Here is an 18,414-nt window from a genome sequence, read left to right on the forward strand (position 1 = left end):
CTTGCGCTTTCGCGAAGGTCCACTTGGCGACCTGAAGGTTCCGCTAACCTGGACGGCGGCGGTGGCGCTGATCGTGGCTGCGGTCATTGGCGTCGCCTTTCTGCTGGCCGATCGGCGCGAGACGCTTCAGGAGCAGGCCTATGGCGTGACGCGGCAGACCGTCGACACCGTCGCCCGGCCGGTCAGCGGAGCCATCGCCGCGCCCGGACGCTGGACGGGCCTGGGTCTCGACTATATCCGCAGCTACTTCTTCACCGCGTCCGAGAACCGCCGGCTGAAAGCCGAACTGGCCGAGATGCGCCAATGGCGGGATCGCGCCTTGGCGCTGCAGGACCAGAACGATCGCTTCAAGAGCCTTCTGGGGCTTCGCACCGACCCGCCGATCCCGATGGCGTCGGCCCGCGTCGTCAGCGACAGCCGTGGTCCGTTCGCCAACACCCGTCTCGCCGACGCCGGTTCCGAGCGGGGCATCGTCGTCGGCAATCCGGTGCTCAACGAGCGTGGCCTCGTGGGCCGCGTCGTCGGCGTATCGCGTGGGGTCAGCCGCGTGTTGCTGCTCACCGACATCGCCTCGCGCACCCCGGTGATGATCGACCGCACGAACGCCCGCGCTATTCTCACCGGCGACGGCGGCCCCAATCCCAAGCTTGAGTATCTGCGCGGCGTGGATCCTATCCAGCAAGGCGATCGGGTCGTCACCTCTGGCGATGGCGGCGTGGTGCCGCGCGGCCTGCCGGTCGGCGCGGCCGTGAAGGGCTTGGACGGCCGCTGGCGTGTGGTGCTGTTCGCCGACCAGGCCTCGATCGACTATGTGCGGATCCTGTTGTTCAAGGACTTCGCCCAGCTCGCCGATGAGCAGCAGTTGCAAGCCAAGGCCCTGCCGCCGGTCACGACCGAGGACCCCAAGACCTCGATCCTATCCGCCCCGGTCGCCGCGCCGCAGCCCTCTGCTCCGAAACCTCCCGCTCCGAAGCCGCCGACCAGCGCAGCCCAGCCGCAAGCCGCTGGAGCGCCGCGATGAGCATGAGCGGTGCGCGGCCTCTGAATCCCGGCCGCTGGCTGGGCGTGCCCATGCTGATGTGCATGGGCGCGACCATAGTCTTCGCCGCCCCCATTCGGATCTGGGGGCTGCAATTGCCAGAGCCCGTCTTCGCGATGGTGCCGGCCTTCGCCTGGGCGATGATCCGCCCGTCGATCCTGGCGCCGTTCGCCTTGCTGGTTCTCGGGCTGTTTCTGGATATCTTCTGGGGCGGTCCGACGGGCCTCTGGGGCCTGTCGCTTCTGGTCGCCTATGCGATGGTGCTGATCCTGCGGAACGCGATGACCGGCCAGAGCAGACCCATGCTTTGGGCCTGGTTCGCGGGCGTGACCGGGATCGCCATGATCGCCGGTTTCCTCTTCACCATGCTCGACAGCCTGGCCATGCCCAGCCTGCTGGCTGTGTTCTGGCAGTTCCTGGTGACGGCGTTGCTGTTCCCGTTCGCACACCGGCTCGTCGATCGCTTCGAGGACGCCGACGTGCGGTTCCGGTGAGGCGATGAGCGAACCGTCCATCTTCTTTTTCGAGGTCAACGAGCGCCAGGGGGTGTTCCACCGGCGCGCGTTCCTTCTGGGCGGGCTCACCGGCATGGGCCTGCTGGCGCTGGGCGGACGGCTCGCGCAATTGCAGCTGGTCGAAGCGCAGCGCTACCAGAAGCTTTCCGCCGGCAACCAGTTCAACTACCGCCTTGTTCCGCCACCGCGTGGCCTGATCATGGACCGCAACGGCGTTTCGCTGGCCTCCAACCGGCCCAACTTTCGGCTGATGATCAACAAGGACAAGGGGCTCGAGGCCGAGGCTGTCCTGGACGATCTCTCCAAGCTGGTGCCGATCGACGGCACGCGCCGCGCACGGATCCTCAAAGAGCTGGACCGGGCGCCTCGCAAGGCTCCGGTCGTGGTGATGGAGGATCTCTCGTGGGAGGAGTTCTCGCGCGTCAATATCCGCGCGCCGGAACTCCCCAATGTCACCGCCGACATGGGTGAGGTTCGCGTCTACCCGTTCGGCGGCGCCTTCGCGCACGTCATCGGCTATGTCGCCAAGGTTTCCGACCGCGATCTCAAGGCGGCTGAAGGCGACACCACTCAGGACCAGGACCTGTTGCATCACCCGGGCTTCCGGATCGGCAAACAGGGCGTCGAGAAGGCTTTCGATAAGGAGCTTCGCGGCCGCGCCGGCGCGACCAAGACCGAGGTCGACTCAGTGGGGCGTGTCGTCCGTCTCGACCCGGCCGGCGATATACCGCCCGTGGCGGGTAAGGCGATCCACCTGACTCTCGACGCCGATATCCAGAACCGTGCGCTCGAGGTGATGGGGGAGGAGAGCGGCGCCATCGTCGTGATGGACTGCCGCACGGGTGACCTGCTCTGCATGGCGTCGGCGCCGAGCTTCGACGCCAACCGCTTCGTGCGTGGCCTGTCCGGACCCGAGTACAAGGCGCTTGCCGAATATGAGCGAAAGCCGTTGCTCGACAAGGCGATCACCGGGGTCTACCCGCCGGGCTCGACCTTTAAGCCCACGGTCTCGCTCGCCGCGCTGAGCGCGGGCATCGACCCGGAGGTCCGGATCTTCTGTTCGGGAAGCTGGTACTACGGTGGGCGGACCTGGCGCTGTTACAAGCCCGGCGGTCATGGCTCACAAAACATGCACGAAGCCATCAAGAACTCGTGCGATATCTATTTCTACCAGACCTCGCTCAAGATCGGTCCGGACGCGATCGCCTCGGCCGCGCGGGCGATGGGCTTTGGCCAGTTGTTCGACATCGGCATTCCCGGCCAGAAGCGGGGCATCGTGCCGGACCGGGAATGGAAGAAGCGAGCGTTCAAGCGCAATCCGGCCAATCAGATCTGGTTCCCGGGCGAGACGCCCAGCTACGGGATCGGGCAGGGCGCTCTGACGGTCAACGCCTTGCAGCTGGCGGTGATGACGGCGCGTCTGGCCAACACCAAGAAGGCGCTGGTGCCGCGGCTGATCAAGTCGATCGGCGGCGAGGAGCGCCCACGCGGCTCGGATGTCCCAGACCTGCCGTTCGCGCCCGAGCACCTGGCCTATGTCCGAGCCGGCATGGCGGCTGTGGCCAACGACGTGACGGGCACCGCCTACCGCAACAGCCAATTGGGCCTGGGTGACGTGCAGATGGCGGGTAAAACCGGCACGGCCCAGGTTCGCAGCTTCGACAAGGGCGTTTCTCGCGACAGCAAGGATGTGCGCTGGCGCCTCAAGGATCACAACCTGTTCGTCGCTTTCGCCCCCTATGATGACCCGCGCTACGCGGTTTCGGTGATTATCGAGCACGGCGGCTTGGGCGGCGGCACGGCTGGCGCGCCGCGCGCGCGCGAGGTGATGCGCGTGGCCTTGCTGAAAGATCCTGAAATTCGCGCGCGGATCGAGAAACCCGCGCCCCTACCGGAAGCGGTTCCGGACGACATCATGGAAGGCGCCGCGCCCGAAGAGCCCATCGAAGGTCCTCCGCCGCCGACGACACCTCCAACGGCTCCGCAGGGAGGCCAGTTATGACCCTGAGCGGCGGCCTTTCCCGGCCCGGCGAGCGCGACCGGCCGACCATCAAGTTCATGGAGATCGACTGGACCTTCTGTCTGGTCCTGTGCCTGATCGCCGGCGCTGGCGCGCTGATGCTCTTTTCGATCGCCGGCGCGTCCTGGGAGCCGTGGGCGGCCAACCACCTGATCCGTTTCGGGCTCTACTTCATCATGATGGTCGTCCTGGCCATGTGTGACCTGCGCTGGTGGTTCATGGCCGCCTACCCGGTCTACGGGGTCGGGCTGCTGTTGCTTATCGCCGTGGAGGTCGCTGGCGATGTGTCGCTCGGCGCGCAGCGCTGGCTTTCGATCGGCGGTTTTCGGTTTCAGCCGTCCGAGATCATGAAGATCGGCCTCGTGCTGGCCCTGGCGCGCTACTACCACGGCTTGTCCGCGGACAGCGCCCGAATGTCATGGCGCCTGCTGATACCGGCCACCATGATCGCGCTGCCAGTCTTGCTCGTCGCGCACCAGCCGGACCTTGGCACCGCGTCGCTGATCGCGGCGACCGGGCTTTCCATCGTCGTCCTGGCCGGTCTCTCGTGGCGGATCATCATCGCAGGGATCGTCGCGGTTATGGTCGCTATCCCGCCGTTCGTGATGTTCGTGCTGCACGATTACCAGCGCCACCGCGTCATGACCTTCCTGAACCCCGAAGGCGACCCCTCCGGCAAGGGCTACCAGATCGTTCAGTCAAAGATCGCCTTGGGGTCAGGCGGCCTGCTCGGCAAGGGCTTTGGCCTGGGGTCGCAGAGCCAGTTGAACTTCCTGCCCGAAAAGCAGACCGACTTCATCTTCGCCACCCTGGCCGAGGAGTTCGGTTTCGTCGGCTGTTTCGCCGTGCTGTTCCTGTATGGCGCGGTGATCTTCATGGCGCTGCGCATCGCCTCGATCAGCCATAGCCACTTCGGGCGCCTGGCAGCCGGCGGCACGATCTCGACCTTCGCGGTCTATGTGCTGATCAACGGCGCGATGGTGATGGGCATGGCCCCGGTCGTGGGTGTGCCCATGCCGATGCTGTCGTACGGCGGCACAGTCATGCTGACGGTGATGATCGGCTTTGGCCTGATCCAGGCCGTGCGTGTCCACCGCTACACCGAGGTGACCAGCGGCAAGGGCTCGCTGGTCTAGTGAACGGGGGCGGGGAGGAACTGCTTCCCGTTGTTGTTACGCCGCGCCTTCGGCTCCGCTGTTGGCGTCCGAGCGATGCAGCGGCTCTGTCGGCCAACATGACATCCAAGGTGAGCCGTTGGCTCAGCTCATGGCCAGGCCCGACATCAACGGAACTCGCGCTACAACGCATCGTCGAGGCGAGGGCTGGCGTATGCGAAGGCTGGCACGTGAGCTACGCCATCGAAAGGCTGGCGGATGGTTTGGTGATCGGCGGCTTTGGCGGCGGCGCGAGAGACCAGCGGACCCGCGTCGAAATCGGCTACCATCTCGCGGAGGCGGCGCACGGCCAAGGCTACATGGGGGAGGCCGCCCAGGCAGGGCTTTCCGCCTTGTGGTCGCTGCTGCCGGCGGCCGAAACCATCGAAGCCCAGGCTCACCCTGATAACGCAGCCTCGCAAGCGATTCTGACCAAGCTGGGCATGAGGTTTGTTGGCGAGCGGCCAGTCTTCGCTTCCGCGCGGGACGCCTGGGAGCCCGGCTGCTGGTACGAGATTGACCGGCCTAGCTGACCAGCGCCGCTCCTGATCGCGCGGCTCCCAGTTCCGATTCCGGAGCGTGCTAGCCCGCCTCGTCCAGATAAGCCTTCACCCGCGCGAACAGGTCCTCGAACATCGGCGTCGTCAAGCGGCCGGTGTTCGTGTTGAGCCGCGAGCAGTGATAGCTGTTGAAGATCCGATAAGGACCCGCCTGGAACTCCGAGCCATGGCCAGGCACACCCGCCGAGGCTTTCAGGCCCAGGGTCTTCAGCACGTTGCGGCGCGAGACGTCGCCCAGAGTGACGATGACCTTCAGGTTCGGGAACATCTCAAGCCGCGCCTTCAGGAATGGCCGGCAGGCGTTTTCCTCCGAGGTTTCGGGCTTGTTGCCGGGCGGGGCGCAGCGGACGGCGTTGGTCACCGCCGCGTCGACCAGCTTCAGCGAGTCGTCAGGCCGCGCCTCGAACTGGCCGGTGGCGAAGCCGAACTTGATCAGGGTCTCGTAGAGGAGGGCGCCGGCGTAGTCGCCGGTGAACGGCCGGCCCGTGCGGTTGGCGCCCTTGCGGCCTGGGGCCAGACCCACGACGAGCAGGCGGGCGTTCCTATCGCCGAACGACGGCGCGGGGCCGTTGAACCAGTCCGGGTAGAGCGCCTGATTTTCGCGGCGATAGGCGACGAGCCGAGGACACAGCGGGCAGTCGCGCGGCGGCTCGGCGGGGTTGGGCACGACTTCGCCGACGATGTTTGAGGCCTGAGGCATGCTTAGTACTCGTCGTCGGCGTCGCGTTCGGCCGGGGTGCGGCTGTCCATCATCTGGCGGGGCGGCGTGCGCTGAGGGCGGCCGATGATGTTTCCGAGATCGGCGAGGTCGACGAAGTTGTCCGCTTGGCGGCGCAGATCATCGCTGGTCATCGGCGGCTGGCTCTTCATGGTCGAGACCACGGTGACGCGACGGCCCTTGCGCTGCACGGCTTCGACCAGGGCGCGGAAGTCGCCGTCGCCCGAGAACAGCACCAGGTGGTCGGCGGTTTCGGCCATCTGCAGCATGTCGACGGCGATCTCGATGTCCATGTCGCCGCGCCAGCGCTTGCGGCCCATGCTGTCGGTGAACTCGCGGGCGGGTTTCGTCACCAGGGTAAAGCCGTTGTAGTCCAGCCAGTCCACGAGGGGACGGATCGGCGAATAGTCGTCATTCTCGGCGATCGCGGTATAGTAGTAGGCGCGGATCAGAATTCCGCGCTTTTTGAACTCGTCGAGCAGCTTGCGATAGTCGATATCGAAGCCCAGGGCCTTGGCGGCGGAGTAGAGATTGGCCCCGTCGATGAACAGGGCCAGGCGGTCGGTTGGATAGAAGGTCACGATAATTCCTTGAAAAATCAGGTCGTTCGAAATGACTTGGACGAGGCCGTGATCGTGGCGCTCGGCTGCAATCTGCCCGGAGCCTATACGAGTCGCGAAGCCTTGTTGGAAGCCGCCGTGGCTGCGCTACCCGAGGTGGGTCTAGAGGTGGCGGCGTGTTCAGGCTGGTGGGTCTCGGCCGCCTGGCCGGACCCGGCGGGTCCGGAATATCTCAATGGTGTTGCGGTCGTACGGACCGACCTTTCACCGCGACAGGTCCTGGACGCGCTGCACGAGGTTGAGCGGCGGTTCGGTCGGACGAGAGAGCAGGTCAACGCCCCGCGCACGCTCGATTTGGATCTCATCGCCCACGGGCGCAGCGTCCTGGATGACGGCCTCGTCGTACCGCATCCGCGCGCCCACCAGCGACTCTTCGTGATGGGGCCGCTCGCCGAACTGGCGTCCGCCTGGGTTCACCCGATCACGGGTGAGTCGGCTTTCCGTCTGGCCGCCAACGCCACGGTGGGGCTTGACGCGCGCCCCATGACGGCGCTCGGCGCCTAGAGGGTGGACATTGACCCCCGAAGCGGGCATAAGCGCCCGCTCGCGAAAGCTGGATGATCGTGCGCGGCGTTGCGTGTCGCCGCACGGAAGCCTATTTTGCGATTGCTCATCGGCAGCCCGAGGAACTCATGGCCCGCGTCACCGTCGAAGATTGCGTCGAGAAGGTTCCGAACCGCTTCGCGCTCGTTCTGCTCTCGGCCCACCGCGCCCGCGGCATTTCGGCCGGCGCCGCCCTGATGGTCGACCGCGACAACGACAAGAACCCGGTCGTGGCCCTGCGCGAGATCGCCGACGACGTGATTGACCACGAAGGCCTGAAGGAACACCTCATCAGCACGCTGCAGCGCGTTGACGAGCATACCGAGGCCGAGGAAGAGGCCGAAACCCTGGCCCTGCTGGCTGATCCTAGCCACATGCAGATGAGCGAACTGGAACTGGTCCGCGCGCTGCAAAGCGACCGAGACGGTGGTCAGGAGGAGCGGTACTGAGCCCCGACGGCGCAGACCCTCTGACCCTTGAAGCGGTCGGTCAGACCGCTCCATCCGAACGCGCGCCCGATAACGAATCGGGCGCGTCGTCGTCTGTGGCCCCCACCGCCACGACCGAAGCGCCGGCCAAGTCGCGTCCAAAATTTCTTCGTCAGTATGAACTGATCGAGCGGGTCCACGCTTATGACCCGACCGCTGACGAGGCGCTGCTGAACCGCGCCTATGTCTATGCGATGCGGATGCATGGCTCGCAGACCCGGGCCAGCGGCGACCCCTACTACGCCCACCCGATTGAGGTTGCGGGCATCCTCACAGATTACCGGCTGGACACCGCGACCATCGTCACGGCGCTACTGCACGACGTGATCGAGGACACGCCGGTCACCAAGGAAGAGATCGCCAAGCTGTTCGGCGATGAGATCGCTGAGCTGGTCGAGGGCGTCACCAAGCTTTCCAAGCTTGAGCTGCAGGCCGAGCATATGCGCCAGGCCGAGAACCTGCGCAAATTCATCCTGGCCATCTCCAAGGACGTCCGCGTCCTACTGGTCAAGCTCGCCGACCGTCTGCACAACATGCGGACGCTGCATTTCATCAAGAACCAGGCCAAGCGCGAGCGCATCGCCCGCGAGACGCGCGACATCTACGCGCCCCTGGCCCGCAACATCGGCTGTCACCGCATCTGTATCGAGCTGGAAGAGCTGTCGTTCCAGCACACCAACCCTGTCGCGCGCGACGCCATCATCCGGCGTCTGGACGTCCTGCGCGAGGAGCAGGGCGGGGCGGTGGCCCTTGTCAGTCAAGAAATCTCGGCGCGCCTGGAGTCGGCGAACCTGCCCGCCCGGGTCTTCGGTCGCGAGAAGTCGCCCTACTCGATCTGGCGCAAGCTCCAGCGCAAGTCGATCGGCTTCTCCCAGATGTCCGACATCTATGCGTTCCGGGTGATCGTCGACAGCGAGGAAGACTGCTACCGCGCCCTGGGCGTCGTGCACCGCGCCTGGTCCAGCGTGCCCGACCGCTTCAAGGACTACATCTCGACGCCGAAGCGGAACAATTACCGCTCGCTGCACACCACTGTGGTGGGTCCGCGCGGCATGCGCATTGAGATGCAGATCCGCACCGAGAGCATGGATCGCGTCAACGAAGAGGGCGTCGCCGCCCACTTCCGCTACAAGGACGCCTCGTACGGCCTCGACCTTGAAGGCATGGAGGCCGCCGGCGGCCGCGACCCGCTGGCCAACCTTCGCCAGCTGGTCCAGGTGCTGGAACACGGCGGCGACAGTGAAGAACTGGTCGAGCACGCCAAGCTCGAGATGTTCCTCGACCAGGTGTTCGTGTTCACGCCCAAGGGCAAGCTGGTCAGCCTGCCGCGGGGCGCCATGCCGCTGGACTTCGCCTATGCGGTCCACACCAGCGTCGGTGACACCTGCATCGGCGTGAAGATCAACGGTGAGCTGAAGCCGCTGCGCACGGTGCTGGTCAACGGCGACGTAGTGGAAGTGGTTCGTGGCTCGAAACCTGTCGTGCCGCCGGACTGGCGCTCTCTGACCGTGACCGGCCGCGCCCGCTCGGCCATCCGCCGCCATATCCGCCAGACTGAGAAGGAAGAGTTCCTGCGCCTGGGCCGCGCGTCGCTGGAGCAGGTGTTCGAACGCGCCGGCAAGAAGCTGAAAGACGTGTCGCTGCGGCCGATCCTGGAGCGCTTCGTGCTGGAGAGCGACGAGGCGCTGTTCGACGCTGTCGGCCGTGGCCGAGTCTCGCCCAGCCAGGTGCTTGAGACGGCCTATCCGGGCATGAAGGACTCCGAGCGCGAGGCCGCGACGGCCCGGCGCAAGATCGAAGGCGGCCAGGAGGCGGCGCGCCTCTATGTGCGCGGCGGCGGTCTGACTCCTGGCGTCTCGCTACACTTCGCCCACTGCTGTAGCGCCGTGCCAGGCGACCGCATCGTCGGCATCCTGCGCGAGGACGGCGAGGGCTTGGATGTCCACACCATCGATTGCCCGCGCCTGGCCGAATACGAGGACCGCGAGGAGCTGTGGCGCGACCTTAACTGGACGCCCGAGGCTGAACGCTCGACCATTTCGCTGACCCGACTGCACGCCACCATCCAGAACGCGCCGGGCGTGCTGGGCATCGTCTGTACGATCATCGGCGAGGCGGGCGGCAATATCGTCAATCTGCGGATGCATCACCGACAGAGCGACTTTTTCGACACCGACATCGATGTCGAGGTGCGGGACGCCAAGCACCTGACAAACATCCAGGCCGCCCTGCGGGCCTGTCCGTCGGTCGAGACCGTGGATCGCACGCGGGGCTAGCCTTTAGGCTGTTTTGTTGATTTATTCTCGCCACAGGTGCATCGTCGCCGCCGGCTCCTAGCCGGGGGAGGCGACCATGCAAGATGTGCGCGTCTATTTCGCGACCAATCGGAACCATCAGCCTGAGAACAGCAAGCTGGTCTTTGGTCCACGCTTCAATGCCGACGGAGTCGCGGCGCTTCGCTATGGGCATGTCCAGTTCGCGGCCGGCGTCGAGACCCTGCAGGCGGCGGAGGTTGAGGTCTATGACGACGCCATGGGGGCGGAGTCCGACATCACCAAGGGCGGCGGCCGCCTGCTGGAGGCGTTACGGCGTGGCATGTGCGAAGAAGGGCGCGACACGCTGGTGTTCGTTCACGGCTTCAATGTCAGCTTCAACGGCGCGATCGAGGCCGGTATGCGGCTGGCCCGTGAAGTCGGCGTTCGCGAGACCGATGGCGTCGTTCGACCGGTCAATGTGGTGGTGTTCAGCTGGCCTTCGGACGGCGCGGCCATCCCTTACATGTCCTATTACAGCGACCGCGAAGATGCTCGGGCGTCGGGTCCGGCGCTCGCGCGAGCCTATCTGAAGCTCCGTGACTTCCTGGCGCAGTTGCCGCTGGAGCAGCGCTGCGGTCGCCGTATCCACCTGCTGGCGCACAGCATGGGCGCCTATGTGCTGCGCCACGGCGTTCAGGCGATCCTGGCTAAGGACGCGGACGGCCTGGTTCGCCTGTTCGACCAGATTCTGCTGGCAGCTCCAGATGAGGACGACGACACCTTCGAACTCGACACCAAGCTCAAGCCGCTGCCCCGGATCGGGCGTCAGGTGACGGTCTATTTCAATCCGTCGGATCTGGCGTTGGCGACCTCGGACAAGACCAAGGGCAATCCCGACCGACTGGGGTCGGATGGTCCGCGTCTGGTCGACCTGATCCCGAAGAAGGTCGTGCTGGTCGACTGCCGCAACGTCGCGCGCGACGCCGACATGCTGGTTGGCCACAGCTACTATTCGCGTAGCGCGGCCATGGCCTTTGACATTGCCTCGGTGCTGGAGGGCGTCGAACCCGAGCGGATTGGAAACCGTGTCTATATGCAGTCGCTACGGGCCTGGAGGATTGTCGAAGAGCGCGCCTAGCTCCGTTGGAGCGCGCTGACGGCGTCACGCGTGGCGGCGGTCAGCGGCGAGGGTAGGGCGTCCAGAGCAAACCAACCCCATTCATGAAGGGCGTGCGCCTCCTGGATGGCCGGTTCTCCCCGCCAATCGACCGCCAGATAGGTGATCGCCACCCAGTGATAGTCCGGCGCCACCATGTCGGTGACCGCCAGCACGCGTCCGGCTGTAAGGCGGATCCCCAGCTCTTCATGGATTTCGCGCTCGGCGCAGCCGCGCGCGGCCTCGCCCCAATCAAGCTTGCCGCCAGGCACGCCCCAATGATCGGCCTCAGGATTCTTGATCCGCTTGACCAGCAGCAGACGGCCCTGGTCGTCCAGGATCGCCGCGCCGCAGCCGACGCGGGGGCGTTGCGCTTCCTCGGTCATGGTTGCGGTAGGCCAGAAACGCCGGGCCGAGGCAACCGGCATTTGAAGACTCGCCGCCGTGGTCTATAGGCAGCGCTCATGACCAACGATGACGTCCTCGACGAATTCCGCGCCGCAGGGGCTCTGCGCGAAGGCCACTTCGTGCTGTCCAGCGGCCTGCACAGCCCGGTGTTCTTGCAGAAGAACCTGGTGTTCATGCGCCCCGAGCGCTGCGAGCGGCTCTGCAAGGCCTTGGCCGAGAAGATCATCGCCACGGTCGGTCAGGTCGACGTCGCCGTCTCGCCCGCCGTGGGCGGCATCATCCCGGGCTACGAGACCGCGCGACACCTCAACGTGCCGTCGATCTACGTCGAGCGCGAGGGCGGCGGTTTCAAGTTCCGTCGCGGTTTCCATCTGGAGCCCGGTCAGAAGGTCGTGATGGTCGAGGACATCGTCACCACGGGCCTATCGTCGCGCGAGTGCATCCAGGCGATCAAGGACGCCGGGGGCGACGTCGTGGCCGCAGCCTGCATCGTCGACCGCTCGGGCGGAAAGGCCGATGTTGGCGTCCCGCTGATCGCTCTGGCCAGCTTGGAGGTTCCGGCCTACCCGGCCGACGCCCTCCCTCCGGAGCTTGCCGCGATCCCGATCGAGGATCCCGGCAGCCGCCGGTTGCGATAGGGGCGACGAGAGCCACCCAAGCTCGCTCACAAACCGTGTCATCCCGGAAAGCGCGCAGCGCTTGTCCGGGACCCAGGGGCCGGCGCATCGCCGTTACCCCTGGGGCCCGGCTCTCCGCTGCGCTGCGGCCGGGATGACACGTGTTTTAGTGGCGGAGACTGTAGGCCCCCGCCTTACTTCGCGCCCGCCGGCGGCGTCAGCGTCTTGACCGGCCAAGCGATCCGAAGCTGCTCCAGGTACGTCCCGTACTTGTCCGGGTCGTAGTAGAACGCTTTCATCTCAGGCCGGAAGGTGGCCATGATGTTGGCGTTGATCTGCGTCTGCGGCTTATCCGTCGCCGACAGCATCGGCACGTACTTCTGGTCCTTGGTTTGGACGTTGGTGAAGTAGGCCTTCGACTCGGCCAGCAGTTTGGGCTGGGTAAGCAGGTCCAACGCCGTCATCGCCACCACCTTTGAGCCGGCGACCACGCCCTTGTGCGCGATCGGCGTGGCCATCGAGATGGCGTTGGCCCAATGGTGGCCCGGCAGGTCGGGGATATTGGACGGGTAGTTGATCGTGATCGTCGGCATGATCCACGAGATGTCGCCGATATCGTCAGATCCGCCGCTCTCTGGCTTCTCTTCCGGTGGCTTCAAACCCTTCAGCTTGACGTCCAGGCCCTGCTGTTTGGCGGAGCCGACGTTCTTTTGCACCGCCTTGGCGAAGGCCTGCTCGTCATCGTTCCATTTCGGCAGGCCGATCAGCTCAATATTCTTCTGGGCGGCCTCCGCCATCGGGCGGTTGAAGTGGCGCGGAGCCGCTGTGCCGACGACGGCGGAATCGACCTTGGTGTCCGTCATGTCCGCAGCGGCCTTGGCGATCTTGTCGCCGATCGCCCGGTTCTTCTTGATCGCGTCGAAAGTCTGCTCTCGGAAATAGTACCAGACGGTCGCCTCGGACGGGACGACGTTGGGCTGGTCGCCGCCGTCCGTAATGACATAGTGCGAACGCTGCTCGGGCTTCAGATGCTCGCGCCGCATGTTCCAGCCCATGTTCATCAGCTCGACGGCGTCGAGCGCGCTGCGGCCCCGCCAGGGGGCCCCGGCCGAGTGTGCGGACTCGCCGTGGAAGCTGTACTTCACAGAAACGAGGCCGGTGCCCGACGCCTGTCCCCAACTGGTCTGCAGGTTCGAGCCGACGTGGGTGAAGATCGTCGCATCGACGCCTTTGAAAACGCCGTCGCGGACCATGTAAGCCTTGCCGGCCACCAGTTCCTCGGCGACGCCCGGCCACAGCACCAGGGTCCCGGCGATGTTCTGCCTGACCATGATGTCCTTCACCGCCAGCGCGGCGACGACATTCAGGGCCTGACCGGAGTTGTGGCCCTCGCCGTGTCCCGGCGCGCCAGGGATGATCGGATCGTGCCAGGGCACGCCGGGCTTTTGCGAAGCCTTCGGAATGCAGTCGATATCGCTGCCCAGCGCGATCGTCGGGCCGCCCTGGCCATGGGTCCAAGTCGCCGTCCAGGCAGTCGGGATTCCCGACACGCCGCGCTGGATGGTGAAGCCGTTCTCCTCCAGCACCTTGGTGATGTAGGCCGAGGTCTCCACCTCCTGGAAGCCGAGCTCGCCGAACGAGAAGATCTTGTCATTCATGACCTGAGCCAGCTTGGTCCGGCTTTCGACCCCCGCGACGGCCTCGGCTTTCAGGCTCTTGAGCTTGCTGGTGGAAACCTCGGTGGCGAAGGCCCCTCGCGCGGTGACGAGCGTCAGCAAGCTCACGGTGATCGCGAGTGTGGTCTTTCTGCACATGGCCTGGCGCCTCCCCCAGCTGGAACCGCGATACGATCCGACGCCCACCAAGGTTTGTCCATCCAGGCATTGAGCCTCTGCCAAGCCCATCGGGGTCTGCTCAATTGAGGCGCGACGCGCTAGGATTCGGCGCCCGGCGGGAGTAACCCTGCCGCGAAGGCAGGAGGACCTGAGCGCATGAGCTTGCGACTGGGCGTCAATATCGATCACGTGGCCACGATCCGAAACGCGCGCGGCGCCTCCTATCCCGAGCCGGTCCGCGCGGCCGAACTGGCGCTGATCGCCGGCGCCGACGGTATCACAGCGCACCTGCGCGAGGATCGCCGACACATCAGCGACGCCGACATCGCCGTGCTGACCGACCTCTGCCACAAGCGCGGCAAGCCGTTGAACTTCGAGATGGCGGTCACCGACGAGATGGTCGGCATCGCGCTGAACGCGCGTCCGCACGCCGCCTGTCTGGTGCCCGAGCGCCGCGAGGAGGTCACCACCGAAGGGGGGCTCGACGTCATCAAGGGCCAAAACCGTATCGCCGACGCCACGGCGCGTCTGCGGACGGTCGGTGCGCGCGTGTCGCTGTTCATCGAACCCGATCCCGACCAGATCCGCGCCTCGGCCGCAGCCGGCGCTCAGGTCGTGGAACTGCACACCGGCGCCTATTGCGACGCGGCGCGGGCCGGAGAAGACGCGCGGGCCGGGGCCATCCTTCAGCGCCTGAAGGCCGGGGCCGCGCTTGCCCACGACCTGGGTCTCGAGGTCCACGCCGGCCATGGCATCGACTACGCCACGGTCAAGCCGATCGCCGCCATCCCGCAGATCGCCGAGCTCAATATTGGTCACTTCCTGATTGGCGAGGCCATCTTCGTCGGCCTGCCTGAAGCGATCTACCGCATGCGCTCCCTGATGGACGCGGCGCGCGTCGAACTCGAGGTCATGGCGTGATCATCGGTATCGGTTCTGACCTCTGCGACATCCGGCGGATCGAGAAGTCGCTGGAGCGCTTCGGCGAGCGATTCACGAACAAGGTCTTCACCGAGATCGAGCGCGCGCGCTCGGAGCGCAAGCCTGACCGGGCGTCGAGCTACGCCAAGCGGTTCGCCGCCAAGGAGGCGTGCTCCAAGGCTCTGGGCACGGGTCTCAAGCGCGGCGTGCATTTGGCGGGCATGGGTGTGGTGAACCTGCCCTCGGGTAAGCCGACCATGGCCCTCACGGGCGGCGCGCTGGAGCGGCTGAACGCGATGGTTCCAGAAGGCATGGAGCCCGTGATCCACCTGTCGCTGACCGACGATCACCCCTACGCGCAGGCGTTCGTGATCATCGAGGCCTTGCCCAAGTCCTAGGAGGGCGCGTGGCTGACTATATTCTGTTGATGCATGGCGACGGCCGCGCAGAGAGAGCGGCCGACTGGCAGACCTATCTGGACGGTCTGTCAAGCATGGGACGTTTGCGGGGCGGCAGCGCGATTGGCCTGGGCGCCAGCTACCGGAAAATCGGGGCGCCCGGTCCTGTATCCACCCAGTTGACAGGCTTCATCAGGATCGTCGCCGAAAGCCTGGCGGACGCTGAAATCTGCCTAGCCGGCAACCCCGTCTATGAGGCTGGAGGGACCGTCGAGATTCGCCTTTTGCCCGAGGACGTTTGACGTCGCGGCCCAAACCTCGCCATGAAGCTTGGCTACGCGCCGCTCTTGCCCGTCCGGCCAAGCCCGTCTAGCAAAGCCGTGCCGGTTCTCCGGCCTTTCATTTTCGAAGAGCTCCGCGCCCGCATGACCGACGCCGCCGACGATTTCACGCCGCCCGAAGAGAAGGGCGCGATCGCCGAGTTGATCGAGATCGTCAAGACCGTCGCCTACGCCCTGGGCATCGCCTTGGTGCTGCGCGTCCTGCTGTTCCAGCCGTTCACGATCCCGTCGGCCTCGATGGAGCCGAACCTCTACCAGGGCGACTACATCATCGTGTCGAAGTTCAGCTACGGCTGGAGCAAGCACTCGATCCCGTTCAGCCCACCGATCATCAAGGGCCGGATCTTCGATCGCGCCCCCACGCGCGGCGACATCGTCGTGTTCAAGCTGCCGCGCGACAATCGCACCGACTACATCAAGCGCCTGATCGGCATGCCGGGCGACAAGGTCCAGATCCGCGGCGGCCAAGTCTATATCAATGGCAAGGCCTTGCCGCGCAAGGCGCAGGCGCCGGCCCTGGTCGATACGGGCTATGGCTTCACCCAGCAGGTGCAGCGCTTCCAGGAGACCAATCCGGAAGGCCGCCAGTACAACATCCAGGATTTCGGTCCGGATAGCCGTGGCGACAACACCGGCGTTTATACGGTTCCGGCCGGCTGCTACTTCTTCATGGGCGACAACCGCGACAACTCGGCCGACAGCCGCTTCGATCCCGGCGTCTCGCCCTACAAGGAAAGCGCCTGCAAGTGGGACTACGAGATGGATCAGTACATCGGCGACGAGATCGGCGTCGGTTTCGTGCCGGCTGAGAACCTCGTTGGCCGCGCTCAGATCATCCTGCTGTCGTGGAACGCCGAGGCCAGCCTGTTCAAGCCCTGGACCTGGTTCCTGAACGCGCGTCCCAGCCGCTTCTTCCACGTGCTGAAGTGATCGCCACCCATGGATAGACGGGTCGCCGCCGTCGGCGACCTGGAGCGCCGGATCGGCCACAAGTTCGAAGACCGCGAACTGCTCGAACGCGCCCTGACGCACGCCAGCGTCGGGGACGGGGCCAAGAAGGTCCGCGACAATGAGGTGTTGGAGTTCATCGGCGACCGCGTCCTGGGCCTTTTGGCCGCCGAGGCCCTGGCCGAGCGTTTTCCGAAGGCCAAGGAGGGCGAGCTCGCGCCGCGCCTCAACGCCCTGGTCAGCCGCGAGACCTGCGCTCGCGTGGCCCGCAAGGCCGAGCTGGGCCCCGCGCTGCGCCTGTCGGCCTCCTCCAGCAAGATCGGCGGCCGCGAAACCGACTCGATCCTGGCCGGCGCCACCGAAGCCCTGATGGCGGCGCTCTATCAGGACGGCGGGCTGGAGACGGCGCGCAAGGTGTTCCTTGATCTCTGGGCCGACGAGTTCGACCGAGCCAAGGAGGGCCGCCCGCGCGACCCCAAGACCGCGCTGCAGGAATGGGCGCAAGGCAAGGGGCGCCCGCTGCCGACCTATCGCGTGCTGGACCGCACCGGCCCTGACCACGCCCCGGTGTTCACCGTCGAGGTCGTGGTCAAGGGCGTGGACCCCGCCATCGCCAAGGGCAAGTCGCGACAAGAGGCCGAGAAGGCCGCCGCCAAGCTCTTGCTGGACCGGGAAGCCGCCGGAGATTCCTGACGCCACGGCCCGAGCCGGTTGCGCTACCAGCGATATAATGGCACGGTCTGTGTCATTACTGCGGGGGCGGCGATGGCGAGTTTCTGGACTTGGGCGGCGGCGGCGATCCTCTACGCGGTGTTTCTGGCCTGGCATCAGAACTGGCGCGGCCGGCTTTCAGCGGATGAGATCGAGGCCACACTCGCGAAACTCCAGGCGCAAGGCGCGGGGGACAACGGTCGTAACGACCTATCGACGTTGAAGGCGTTCCTTCAAGCGGACGATGGTCGGCCCTTCTACATGCTCAACGTGGTGCGGCTGGCGCCCGGGCCGGTGATCGATCCGATGGGCCACGAAGGCTCTGCTCGCGAGGTCATGGCGGGCTACACACGAATGTTCCTGCCGGCCCTCTTGGCCCGAGGCGGATATCCCGCCTTTGCTGCTCGAAAGGTCGGCGGCTACTTCGATACGTGGGGCGTCGAGCCGGGCCCGGATTGGTCGTTCATCGCTCTGATGCGTTATCGAAGCCGGCGCGATCTCGCCAAGCTCGTCTGCGATCCGCGCTTTTCCGGCGCCCATGAGTTCAAGTTCGCGGCCATGCCGCAGACCTTCAACTTTCCGACCCATCGCCTGGGCGGGCTGATGATCCAGCCGCCCGTCTGGGTGGCGATCGTTCTGGGGCTGGCGGCCGCCATGACCCAGATCGGCTGGTTGTTGGTTGGCGCGGGGACGGTGCAGTGAGCCTCATCCCGCCCTCCACCAATTCCAGCTACGCCGGATCTCGCATCGCGGCCTATGGGCTGATGCTGTTGGGCGCGATGACCGTTGCTGTCGGCCTCATCCACTTTGCCCTGCCCGACGGCGGTATCGGCGTCATCGCGGGCGTGGACCTCTCGGTCGGCCGCGAAACGATCGTCAGCATGGCGGCCTGGATGGGGGCTTTGCAGATCGCCCACGGCCTCGCCCTGCTCATCGTGGGGTGGCGCTACCGGACCCTGGTTCCGCTGTTCCTGCTATTGACCGCGCTCGAGCGGAGCCTGATGGCGCTGGATGGCTGGCTTCTCAAGGGCCCCCGGGCTGGCCATCACCCGCCGGAACACTATGGTAGTGTGGCTATCGTCATCCTGTGTCTGGCCCTGTTGGGCCTTTCCTTGCGGACAGGGACCTCGAAGTCCTGAACGATCGCGGGATTTTCTGGCGCATTGG

The 18,414-nt window shown here is 65.8% G+C and carries 21 protein-coding genes and 1 pseudogene; 17 read left to right on the top strand and 5 right to left on the bottom strand.

All coding sequences use genetic code 11. From position 1 onward, the window contains the following. Position 1 precedes the first annotated feature (1 nt). From mreC to CSW63_RS10625, 5 genes are read left to right on the top strand one after another with little or no spacing between them, the layout of a single operon-like run. Positions 2-1,021 carry a rod shape-determining protein MreC gene (mreC, locus tag CSW63_RS10605; RefSeq protein WP_062097128.1) on the top strand — a complete coding sequence of 340 codons (1,020 nt, stop codon included), beginning with the start codon at positions 2-4 and terminating at the stop codon, positions 1,019-1,021. Then, entirely contained in the window at positions 1,018-1,533 is a 516-nt protein-coding gene (locus CSW63_RS10610; protein ID WP_062097127.1) for a hypothetical protein, read from the top strand. The genes mreC and CSW63_RS10610 overlap by 4 nt, the downstream gene beginning before the upstream one ends. A 4-nt stretch (positions 1,534-1,537) precedes the next feature. Continuing rightward, positions 1,538-3,556, top strand: a complete 2,019-nt coding sequence (gene mrdA / locus CSW63_RS10615; RefSeq protein ID WP_062097125.1) for a penicillin-binding protein 2 — start codon at positions 1,538-1,540, stop codon at positions 3,554-3,556. Continuing rightward, a complete protein-coding gene (gene rodA / locus CSW63_RS10620; RefSeq protein ID WP_062097122.1) occupies positions 3,553-4,710 on the top strand; it encodes a rod shape-determining protein RodA in 1,158 nt (385 codons plus the stop codon). The genes mrdA and rodA overlap by 4 nt, the downstream gene beginning before the upstream one ends. After that, entirely contained in the window at positions 4,710-5,261 is a 552-nt protein-coding gene (locus CSW63_RS10625) for a GNAT family N-acetyltransferase (RefSeq protein ID WP_062097120.1), read from the top strand. Before rodA ends, CSW63_RS10625 begins: the two co-directional genes overlap by 1 nt. Positions 5,262-5,310: 49 nt before the next feature. Here the strand turns inward: CSW63_RS10625 and CSW63_RS10630 are convergent, their stop codons facing one another. After that, complete coding sequence (locus CSW63_RS10630; protein ID WP_062097118.1) at positions 5,311-5,988, bottom strand: uracil-DNA glycosylase; 678 nt, start codon at positions 5,986-5,988, stop codon at positions 5,311-5,313. A gap of 2 nt (positions 5,989-5,990) precedes the next feature. Continuing rightward, on the bottom strand, positions 5,991-6,587 hold the full coding sequence (locus CSW63_RS10635) for an NYN domain-containing protein (protein ID WP_062097116.1): 597 nt from the start codon (positions 6,585-6,587) through the stop codon (positions 5,991-5,993). A gap of 48 nt (positions 6,588-6,635) precedes the next feature. Here CSW63_RS10635 and folK point away from each other — a divergent pair, with 48 nt between their 5' ends. From folK to CSW63_RS10655, 4 genes are all read left to right on the top strand, one after another. Next, a complete protein-coding gene (gene folK / locus CSW63_RS10640; RefSeq protein WP_168193739.1) occupies positions 6,636-7,130 on the top strand; it encodes a 2-amino-4-hydroxy-6-hydroxymethyldihydropteridine diphosphokinase in 495 nt (164 codons plus the stop codon). Between the two features lie 128 nt (positions 7,131-7,258). Then, positions 7,259-7,618, top strand: a complete 360-nt coding sequence (gene rpoZ / locus CSW63_RS10645; protein ID WP_010919426.1) for a DNA-directed RNA polymerase subunit omega — start codon at positions 7,259-7,261, stop codon at positions 7,616-7,618. Positions 7,619-7,713: 95 nt separating this feature from the next. Beyond that, entirely contained in the window at positions 7,714-9,933 is a 2,220-nt protein-coding gene (locus CSW63_RS10650; protein ID WP_062097112.1) for a bifunctional (p)ppGpp synthetase/guanosine-3',5'-bis(diphosphate) 3'-pyrophosphohydrolase, read from the top strand. Positions 9,934-10,009: 76 nt separating this feature from the next. Continuing rightward, the gene (locus CSW63_RS10655) at positions 10,010-11,050 is read left to right on the top strand and encodes an alpha/beta fold hydrolase (RefSeq protein WP_062097110.1); all 1,041 of its coding nucleotides are present in this window, start codon (positions 10,010-10,012) and stop codon (positions 11,048-11,050) included. Here the strand turns inward: CSW63_RS10655 and CSW63_RS10660 are convergent. Next, complete coding sequence (locus CSW63_RS10660) at positions 11,047-11,454, bottom strand: NUDIX domain-containing protein (RefSeq protein WP_062097152.1); 408 nt, start codon at positions 11,452-11,454, stop codon at positions 11,047-11,049. The genes CSW63_RS10655 and CSW63_RS10660 overlap by 4 nt on opposite strands. Positions 11,455-11,532: 78 nt before the next feature. On the opposite strand from CSW63_RS10660, the gene pyrE reads away from it, so the two are divergent. Continuing rightward, positions 11,533-12,114 carry an orotate phosphoribosyltransferase gene (gene pyrE / locus CSW63_RS10665; protein ID WP_062097104.1) on the top strand — a complete coding sequence of 194 codons (582 nt, stop codon included), beginning with the start codon at positions 11,533-11,535 and terminating at the stop codon, positions 12,112-12,114. Between the two features lie 31 nt (positions 12,115-12,145). On the opposite strand, the pseudogene CSW63_RS10670 reads toward pyrE, so the two are convergent. Continuing rightward, a pseudogene (locus CSW63_RS10670) lies at positions 12,146-12,259 on the bottom strand (hypothetical protein); the annotation flags it as partial. Between the two features lie 28 nt (positions 12,260-12,287). Beyond that, the gene (locus tag CSW63_RS10675; protein ID WP_062097102.1) at positions 12,288-13,907 is read right to left on the bottom strand and encodes a M20 family metallopeptidase; all 1,620 of its coding nucleotides are present in this window, start codon (positions 13,905-13,907) and stop codon (positions 12,288-12,290) included. A gap of 177 nt (positions 13,908-14,084) precedes the next feature. On the opposite strand from CSW63_RS10675, the gene CSW63_RS10680 reads away from it, so the two are divergent. From CSW63_RS10680 to CSW63_RS10710, 7 genes are all read left to right on the top strand, one after another. Continuing rightward, positions 14,085-14,849 carry a pyridoxine 5'-phosphate synthase gene (locus tag CSW63_RS10680; protein ID WP_099503739.1) on the top strand — a complete coding sequence of 255 codons (765 nt, stop codon included), beginning with the start codon at positions 14,085-14,087 and terminating at the stop codon, positions 14,847-14,849. Beyond that, entirely contained in the window at positions 14,846-15,247 is a 402-nt protein-coding gene (gene acpS, locus CSW63_RS10685; RefSeq protein ID WP_062097099.1) for a holo-ACP synthase, read from the top strand. Before CSW63_RS10680 ends, acpS begins: the two co-directional genes overlap by 4 nt. An 8-nt stretch (positions 15,248-15,255) precedes the next feature. Further along, complete coding sequence (locus CSW63_RS10690; protein WP_062097098.1) at positions 15,256-15,549, top strand: hypothetical protein; 294 nt, start codon at positions 15,256-15,258, stop codon at positions 15,547-15,549. Positions 15,550-15,672: 123 nt separating this feature from the next. Beyond that, complete coding sequence (gene lepB / locus CSW63_RS10695) at positions 15,673-16,518, top strand: signal peptidase I (RefSeq protein WP_062097097.1); 846 nt, start codon at positions 15,673-15,675, stop codon at positions 16,516-16,518. 9 nt (positions 16,519-16,527) lie between these two features. Further along, positions 16,528-17,229 (top strand): ribonuclease III, encoded by a 702-nt coding sequence (gene rnc, locus CSW63_RS10700; protein ID WP_062097095.1) that lies wholly within the window; start codon positions 16,528-16,530, stop codon positions 17,227-17,229. A gap of 72 nt (positions 17,230-17,301) precedes the next feature. Continuing rightward, complete coding sequence (locus CSW63_RS10705; protein ID WP_062097093.1) at positions 17,302-17,949, top strand: hypothetical protein; 648 nt, start codon at positions 17,302-17,304, stop codon at positions 17,947-17,949. Then, positions 17,946-18,386, top strand: a complete 441-nt coding sequence (locus CSW63_RS10710) for a hypothetical protein (RefSeq protein ID WP_062097091.1) — start codon at positions 17,946-17,948, stop codon at positions 18,384-18,386. The genes CSW63_RS10705 and CSW63_RS10710 overlap by 4 nt, the downstream gene beginning before the upstream one ends. Positions 18,387-18,414: the final 28 nt, after the last annotated feature.

Origin of the sequence: Caulobacter sp. FWC26 (assembly GCF_002742645.2) — a bacterium.
Taxonomy (GTDB): domain Bacteria; phylum Pseudomonadota; class Alphaproteobacteria; order Caulobacterales; family Caulobacteraceae; genus Caulobacter.

Excerpts from the sequence above, each read along its gene's own strand:
- rpoZ (WP_010919426.1), top strand. The coding sequence starts at position 7,259 with ATGGCCCGCGTCACCGTCGAAGATTGCGTCGAGAAGGTTCCGAACCGC.
- CSW63_RS10655 (WP_062097110.1), top strand. The coding sequence starts at position 10,010 with ATGCAAGATGTGCGCGTCTATTTCGCGACCAATCGGAACCATCAGCCT.
- CSW63_RS10705 (WP_062097093.1), top strand. The coding sequence starts at position 17,302 with ATGGCGAGTTTCTGGACTTGGGCGGCGGCGGCGATCCTCTACGCGGTG.
- CSW63_RS10630 (WP_062097118.1), bottom strand. The coding sequence starts at position 5,988 with ATGCCTCAGGCCTCAAACATCGTCGGCGAAGTCGTGCCCAACCCCGCC.
- CSW63_RS10675 (WP_062097102.1), bottom strand. The coding sequence starts at position 13,907 with ATGTGCAGAAAGACCACACTCGCGATCACCGTGAGCTTGCTGACGCTC.
- CSW63_RS10660 (WP_062097152.1), bottom strand. The coding sequence starts at position 11,454 with ATGACCGAGGAAGCGCAACGCCCCCGCGTCGGCTGCGGCGCGGCGATC.
- mrdA (WP_062097125.1), top strand. The coding sequence starts at position 1,538 with ATGAGCGAACCGTCCATCTTCTTTTTCGAGGTCAACGAGCGCCAGGGG.
- pyrE (WP_062097104.1), top strand. The coding sequence starts at position 11,533 with ATGACCAACGATGACGTCCTCGACGAATTCCGCGCCGCAGGGGCTCTG.
- rodA (WP_062097122.1), top strand. The coding sequence starts at position 3,553 with ATGACCCTGAGCGGCGGCCTTTCCCGGCCCGGCGAGCGCGACCGGCCG.
- lepB (WP_062097097.1), top strand. The coding sequence starts at position 15,673 with ATGACCGACGCCGCCGACGATTTCACGCCGCCCGAAGAGAAGGGCGCG.
- CSW63_RS10610 (WP_062097127.1), top strand. The coding sequence starts at position 1,018 with ATGAGCATGAGCGGTGCGCGGCCTCTGAATCCCGGCCGCTGGCTGGGC.
- rnc (WP_062097095.1), top strand. The coding sequence starts at position 16,528 with ATGGATAGACGGGTCGCCGCCGTCGGCGACCTGGAGCGCCGGATCGGC.
- CSW63_RS10680 (WP_099503739.1), top strand. The coding sequence starts at position 14,085 with ATGAGCTTGCGACTGGGCGTCAATATCGATCACGTGGCCACGATCCGA.